At 77.5% G+C, this 7,242-nt stretch carries 5 protein-coding genes; 4 read left to right on the top strand and 1 reads right to left on the bottom strand.

What is annotated here, in order from left to right:
• Positions 1 to 407: 407 nt before the first annotated feature.
• From EF903_RS35950 to EF903_RS25635, 4 genes are all read left to right on the top strand, one after another.
• Positions 408 to 2,510 (top strand): NB-ARC domain-containing protein, encoded by a 2,103-nt coding sequence (locus tag EF903_RS35950; RefSeq protein ID WP_185902822.1) that lies wholly within the window; start codon positions 408 to 410, stop codon positions 2,508 to 2,510.
• Between the two features lie 258 nt (positions 2,511 to 2,768).
• Complete coding sequence (locus tag EF903_RS25645; protein ID WP_125547003.1) at positions 2,769 to 3,449, top strand: response regulator transcription factor; 681 nt, start codon at positions 2,769 to 2,771, stop codon at positions 3,447 to 3,449.
• A gap of 133 nt (positions 3,450 to 3,582) precedes the next feature.
• Positions 3,583 to 4,218, top strand: coding sequence for a DUF4255 domain-containing protein (locus EF903_RS25640; protein WP_125547001.1), 636 nt, complete (start codon positions 3,583 to 3,585; stop codon positions 4,216 to 4,218).
• The gene (locus EF903_RS25635) at positions 4,215 to 6,512 is read left to right on the top strand and encodes an ATP-binding protein (protein ID WP_260615913.1); all 2,298 of its coding nucleotides are present in this window, start codon (positions 4,215 to 4,217) and stop codon (positions 6,510 to 6,512) included. Before EF903_RS25640 ends, EF903_RS25635 begins: the two co-directional genes overlap by 4 nt.
• Positions 6,513 to 6,601: 89 nt before the next feature.
• Here EF903_RS25635 and EF903_RS25630 read toward each other — a convergent pair.
• The coding region (locus EF903_RS25630; protein ID WP_148142572.1) for a peptidoglycan-binding domain-containing protein at positions 6,602 to 7,242 on the bottom strand (641 nt) is incomplete at its 5' end.

Raw genomic sequence — 7,242 nt, 5'->3', positions numbered from 1 at the left:
GGGCGGATGCCTCCGCCCTACCCGCCCCGGTGGAGGCGGGTAGGGCGGAGGCATCCGCCCGGCCGGTGCCGGTACGGGCGGAAGGGCCCGCCGGCGCGGCGGCCCGGGAGCTGCCCGGGGCTCACTCGGGCCTTGCGGACACCCCTGCCCGGCCGACGGCGGGCCGGGCGGGGGCTCCGCCCGCGGCGGCGGAGGCGCCGGTGCGGCAGGGGGCGGAGAACGCCTCGGCGGCGGTCACCCCCGGAACCGGTACCTTGGACCCATCGGCGGGGGCGCTCGCGCGGGCGCCGGAGATGCGGCCCGCCGCCACACCGTCCGGTGTCCACCCCCCGGGGGCAGGCACCGGCCGACGCCTCCAGGCGGCCCCTCCCCCGCTTCCCGAACCCGCCCAACTGCCCTATGCGACGGTGGACTTCACGGGCCGCGAGACGGCCACCCGGCGTCTCGTCGAGGCCCTCACCCCGGCGTCCGACGCGCCCGCCGCGGACGCCGGCGGCCCGCCGGCCGTGGTGGTCTCCGCGGTCGGCGGGATCGGGGGCGTCGGCAAGACCACGCTCGCGCTGCACGCCGCGCACCGCCTCAGGGCGCACTTCCGCGACGGGCAGCTCTACGCCAACCTCCGCGGGGTCCGCGAGGACCCGGCGCGGCCGGAGGCCGTCCTGGCGGCGTTCCTCCGCGCCCTCGGCGTCGCGGACTCGGCGATTCCGGAGGGCGTGGAGGAGCGCGCCGGACTCTACCGCTCGCGGGTGGCGGACAAGCGGATGCTGCTCGTCCTCGACGATGCGCGGGACGTCCGGCAGATCGAGCCGCTGCTGCCGGGTTCGTCCGCCTGCGCGGTCGTCGTGACCAGCCGGAACACCCTGGCAGGTCTGCCCGCGGCGCTCCGCCTGCGCCTGGACGTCCTGCCCGCCCAAGACGCCGTACGCCTGCTCGGCCGGATCGCCGGCCGGGAGCGGATCGAGGCGGAGCCCGCCGAGGCGGCCGCCCTGGCCGCGCTGTGCGGCGGGCTGCCGCTCGCGCTGCGGATCGCCGGGTCGCGGCTGGCGACCCGGCCGGGCTGGTCCCTGGCGGCGTTCCGGCGGCTGTTGGAGGGTCGGCGGGCGCCGTTCTCCGCCGAGGCGGGCGGGGAGGACGGGGTGGAGGCCTGCTTCCGGCTCAGCTACGAGCTGCTGGACGCGGCCGAGGCGCGGCTGTTCCGGCTGCTGGCGCTGCCCGAGCAGGAGGACGCGGACGTCGCGGACGCGGCCGCCCTGGCCGCCATCGACCAAGCGCACGCCGAGGATCTGCTGGAGCGGATGACGGAGCTCGGGCTGCTGGAGTCGCCGGCGCCGCAGCGCTACCGGTTCCACGACCTGCTGCGCGCGTTCGCGCGGGCCCGCTCCGCGGAGGAGGACGGCCCCGAGGGCGGGGCGGAGGCGCTGGTCCGGCTGGTCGACCACCACCTGGCGTCGGCGCGCAACGCGTACGCCGTCGAACGCCCCGGCCACCCCGTCCCCGGGATGCTCCACCCGACCCGCTCGCCGGGCATCCGGATGCCGGCGCCGGGCGAGGCGCACCGCGCCTTCGCGAGCCGGCACCAGTCGGTGCTGGCGGTCGCGGTGCAGACGGTCCGGGCCGATCCGTCCGCCGTCGACCTGGTCTCCGACCTGATCCTGGCCCTCGATCCCGTCCTGGACGGCACGTTCCTGTGGGCGGCGCTGATCGAGCCGGCCCGCAACATCCTCCGGGCCGCGCGCGGGCGGGGCCGCCGGCGGGCCGCGGGCCGGCTCGGGTACATGCTCGGCGGAGGGCTGTACCAGCTCGGCCACGCCGACGAGGCGGAGTCGGTCCTGGCCGCGGCCGCCGCCGATGCGCAGACCTCCGGCGACGAGGCGGTGCTGACGGAGATACGGACCTGCCAGGCCCTGGTGTGGTACGCGCGGGGCGACCTGGAGCGCGCACTGGAGCTGTACGGGCAGGCCGTCGCGGTCGGCGAACGGTGCGGCAGCGGGTGGGGCGCGGAGAACGCCCGCGCCTGTTCGGCGCACACCCTCAGCAGCCTGGGCCGCCTCGCCGAGGCCGACGCGGCCGCACGCAAGAGCCTGGCCTCGGCGCGGGCGGACGGCGACGCCTACCGGTTGTCGTACACGCTGTACGTCCTCGGGGGCATCCTGCGGCAGTCGGGCCGCCCCGAGGAGGCGATCGCGTGCCTGCGCGAGGGTGCCTCCCTGTCCGGCGCTGCCGGGTACGCCACGATCGAGCTGTTCTCCCGGTGGGAGGTGAGCTACTGCCACCTGGCCGCCGGGCGGCACCGCGAGGCGGTGGAGTCCGGGGAGCGGGTGGCGGAGGTGAGCCGCGAGAAGGGCTGGGCCCTGGCGGAGGCCCGCGCCCTGCAGGTCGTCGGGACGGCCCTGGCGGAACTGGGTGACCGGAAGCGGGCGCGGGAACGGCTGGAGCGCTCCGCCGACCTGTTCGACCGGCTGCGCCCGGCCGAGGCGGCGCAGGTCCGGGAACTCCTGGCCGGCCTGTAGCCCGTGCGGCCGTTCACGGGGAGGTGGATCGCCGCGTCGGGTCGCCCGCCGGGCGGTTCGCCGCGCGCGCGTTCCGGCCCCTCCTGTGTCCGAACGGGCACGGGTGTGCCGGACGCCGGTCATGCCGGGCGGGTCCGCCCGTACACGGCGGCCGTGCCGGATCGGACCGCGCGGTCACCCATCGAACGTCGACGCGCTGTTGATCCGGCTCCCGCAGCCTGTCTCCGGCAACACCCCCGTGGGAAGGAAGGGACACCCATGCCGGTTTCGACGAGCGACCGCATCACCGACCGCATCACCGTGACGATCCACGCCGAGGACCCCCTCGGACGGGCAGGCGTGGTCAGCCACCTGCAACGCCAGCCGGCGGTGGAGATCGTCCCGCCGGTCCGTGACCGCGAGGGCCGGACGGCGCCCGCGGACGTGGCCGTGATGCTGATGGACCGGGTGGACGACCGGGCGGCGGCGGAACTGCGGCGCGTGCTGCGGGGCGGCGACCAGCGGGTCGTCCTGATCGCCCGCGAGCTCCGCGAACCCGAGCTGCTGACGGTCGTCGAGTACGGCGTACGGGCGATCCTGTGGCGGCATCAGGCCACGGAGGGCAGCCTGGCCAAGGCGGTCCGGCAGGCCGCGCACGGCGAGGGCGTCCTGCCGCCGGACCTGATCAGCCGCGTGCTCGGCCAGGTGGGGAGGCTGCGCCGCTCCGAGACCGCGTCGGTCTGCTCGGGCAACGCCTCGGCGCCGCTGTTCGGGATGGCTCCGCGCGAGACGGACGTCCTGCGGCTGATCGCGGAAGGCCTCGACACCCGGCAGATCTCGGACAAGCTCGCCTACTCCGAACGCACCGTCAAGAACATCCTGCACGGGCTGATGACCCGCCTGCAGCTCACCAACCGCGCCCACGCCGTGGCCTACGCGCTCCGCGAGGGCTACATCTAGGCGGCCCCAGCGCCCACCGCGCGCCAACCACCGCACCGCACCGCACCCCGTTGCACCGCACCGCACCCGATGGCCGGATCCGGCCGGCTGTCCGACGGCCGGGGACGCGCCCGTACCGAGGACACCACTTCCCATGATCCATGAGATCGACGAGGCGCTGCGGCGCCTGCTGCGCCGCGGCGCACTGCCCGAGGGGGCCGGCGACATCGCCCTGGAGGCCCCCACCCGGGAGTGGGCGGCGCGCCGCACCGCCCCGACCGTCAGCGCCTACCTGTACGACATCCGCGAGGACGTCTCCCGGCGGGAGCGCGGGGCGTACGCGGAGCGCGACGCCCGGGGCGTCGTCGTGCAGCGGCGGCAGCCGGCCCGCTGGTTCCGCCTGTCCTACCTGCTGACCGCGTGGACGGCGCGGCCGGAGGACGAACACCGCATGCTGGCCGGGGTGCTGGCCGCGCTGCTGCCGTACGAGGCGCTGCCGCCCGAGGACGTGCCGGAGGCGATAGCGGCGTACCGGTCGTCGATCCCGCTGTCGGCGGGGGTGCCGCCCCCCGACGGGCGGTCGACCGCGGACGTGTGGTCGGCGCTGGGCGGGGAGCTCAAGCCGTCGCTGGACGTCGTCATCACCGTCCCGTTCCCGGTGACGCCCGTCTACCCGGTGGGACCGCCGGTCACGGAGGGAGCGGTCGTCACGGTGCGCGGCAAGGACGGCCGGCCGGGCGACTCCCGGCCGAGGATGCTGCGCACGCAGGCGGGAGGGCGGGCCCGGTGAGCGCGGCGGCTGCGATCCTGCTGGACCGGCTGGGACGCCTGCGGCGGGAGGCGGCCGGGCTGGTCGCGGCCCGGGCGGCGGACGACCCCACGGCACACGACCCGCTGCGGGGGCTGTACGTGTCCTCCGAGACTGCCCTGCGGGCCGCCGCCGACGGCCCGAACACCCCGGCGGCCGGAGCGGGGGACGCCCTTGCGGAGGCGGCCGCGGAATCGGATGCCGGCGGCGGTGCGGACGCGGCCGGGCCGGGCGGGCCGGACCGCCTGGCCGGTCTCGTCCGCGCCTTCGGGCTGTCCGCGCTGGACCTGCGGATCCTGCTCGCCGCGGCCGCGCCCGACGTCGACCGCCGGTTCGAACCGCTCTACGGCTACCTCAACGACGATGTCGGGCGGCGCCGGGCGTCGGTGGCGCTCGCCCTGGAGCTGGCGGGGACGGGGCCGCACGCGCCGCGGGCGCGAGCCCGCTTCCACACGGCGGCGCCGCTCCTCGCGGGCGGCCTCCTCGTCGTGGAGGACGAGGAGCGGCCGCTCCCGGGGCGGGCGCTTCGCGTCCCGGAACGGGTCGTGGCCCACCTGCTCGGCGACGACGGGCTCGACGCGCGGCTGAGCGCGGCGGGGGTGGTCCTGCTGGAGCCGTCCGGCGGAACGCCACCGGCGGACGGGGCGGACGCGGCGGACGCGGCGGACGCGACGAACGCAGCGGAAGCGGCGGACGTGGCGGGGGCGGCGGCGGCAGACGCGGAGGAGGCGGACGCGGCGAGGGCAGCGGCGACGGCAGCAGACGCGGCGGGAGCGGCGGAGGAGGCGGAGGCCGCCGACGGCGGGTCCGGTGCAGGCGGTGCTGGTGGTTCAGCCGCTTCGGGCCGGGCGGACCGATCCGATCCGGCGGCTCTGCTGGCCCGGTCGGGGCGGCCCGTCACCGTCCACCTGCTCGACCGGCGGGGCGAGGGCGGTGTCGAGCGGGTCGTCGCGGCCCTGCGGGCGGCGGGGCGCACCGTACTGGTGCACCGGCCGCCGGCGGGCGCGGGTCCCGGGGACGGAGGTCCGGCGGGTGACGCCCCGCGGCTCGGACCCCTGCTGCGGCGCGAGGCCCGGCTGCGCGGCCCGGGGACGGCGGTGGTCGTCGCGCCCGTCCCGGCGGAGCCCGGGCCGCTGATGCGGTCGGTCGCCGCGCCCGACACCACGACCGTGTTCGCGGGCCCGGACCCCTACGACCCGGACTGGGCTCCCGGGGTCCCCCTAATCCCCCTCGAAGGCGCCCGCCCGCACACCGCCGGGGTGCCGCGGGGGACGCACGACGAGGCCGCGGCCCTGCTCGGTGCCGGGCCGGCCGGGGCGCTGGCCGCGTACCGGCTGAGCGGCGGGCAGCTCGCCGAGGTGGCCCGGACGGCCCGGGACCTCGCCGCGTTGGAGGGCGTGGAGCTCGCCGAACGCCACGTACGGCTCACCGCGCGCCGCCTGTCCGCCCCGCTGCTGGGCCGGCTGGCCCGGCGGGTGCGGCCGGCGGTCGGCTTCACCGACCTGGTGCTGCCGCCCGAGGAGCGGGCCCGGGTCGCCGAGCTGGTGGCCCGCGCCCGGCACCGCGACGAGGTGCTGTCCGGCTGGCGCCTGCGCACCGGCGGCGGCCGCGGCCGCGGGGTGGTGGCCCTGTTCGCGGGGGTGTCGGGCACGGGGAAGACCCTCGCGGCGGAGGTGGTGGCGGGCGAACTCGGCCTCGACCTGTACGTGGTGGACCTGTCGTCGGTGGTGGACAAGTACGTCGGGGAGACGGAGAAGAACCTGGAGCGGATCTTCGGCGAGGCGGACCGCACGGATGCGGTGCTGCTCTTCGACGAGGCGGACGCCGTGTTCGGGAAGCGGTCGGAGGTGCGCGGCTCGCACGACCGGTACGCGAACCTGGAAAGCGCCTACCTGCTGCAGCGGTTGGAGAGCTTCGACGGGATCGCCGTGCTGACGACGAACCTCCGGTCGAACGTGGACGAGGCGTTCACACGGCGGCTGGACCTGGTGGTGGACTTCCCGTTCCCGGACGCGGCGCTGCGCGCCGACCTGTGGCGCAGTGCGCTGGCCGGGGCGCCGACCGCACCGGACGTGGCGGGCGAACTGGAGCGCCTGGCAGCCGAGTTCGAGCTGGCCGGCGGTTCGATCCGGGCGGCGGCGCTCACGGCCTGCTATGCGGCGCGCGGGCGGGGCGGGGGGCCGGTGACGGCCGGGGACGTCCGGGAGGGCGCCCGCCGCGAGTACCTGAAGGCGGGCCGCCTGATCCCCGGCACGTCGGCCTCCTGGCGGCCCTGACGGGCGTGTCCGCGCCGCCTCCCCGCCCGGCCGCTGCCGCGGGCCGGGCGGGGAGGCGTGCCGTCGGCCCGTGCGGGCGGGCCCGCCGGTCAGCGGCCGGGCCGGCCCGTGCCGTTGACGCTGCCGCCGAGCAGGGCGTTGATGGTCCGGCTGTCCGCGACGCCGGTCACCGGGAGCTGCACCTGCCGCTGGTACTCCTCCACCTTGGCCCGCATCTTCGCGTCGTACGGCGTCGCGGCGGCGTTGCGCCCGCCGGAGGTGAAGTAGTTGACGCCGAGCTGGGCGAACGCCCGGTCCGCCTGGAGGTCGGCGTCGGAGATGGTGGCCTGGCTCGCCCACCGGAGGGCGGCGTCCAGCTGCGTCACCTCGAAGTTGCGCGACCCGGAGGTCAGTTTGCCCGCCGTGACGCCCTGCATCCACAGGGAGGCGAGGGTGGCGCGGCCCAGCGTGCCGAGCGGCTTGTCCGTGGCGGTGAGGGCCCGGGTGGTCTTGTCGTCGGCCATCACGGCCCGCTGGTAGCAGATCAGCGAGGCCTCGGTGGCCGCGTCGATGACACCCTCACGCCACTGGCCCTTCAGGGTGCACGGGTTGCCGCTGCCGAGGGCGGCGAGCCGGCGCTGCGCGTAGTGCACGACGACGTCAGGCTGGTATCCGGCCCGCCAGGGCGGGCCCTGGGGGGCGGCCGCACCGCCCTGGTTCCCGGCCGCGGGCGGCGGGGCCGCTCCCCCGC

The organism is Streptomyces sp. WAC05292, assembly GCF_003949955.1.
GTDB lineage: Bacteria > Actinomycetota > Actinomycetes > Streptomycetales > Streptomycetaceae > Streptomyces > Streptomyces globosus.
The sequence above is the reverse complement of the archived record's forward strand: the minus strand, read 5'-3'. Positions and strand labels throughout refer to the sequence as shown.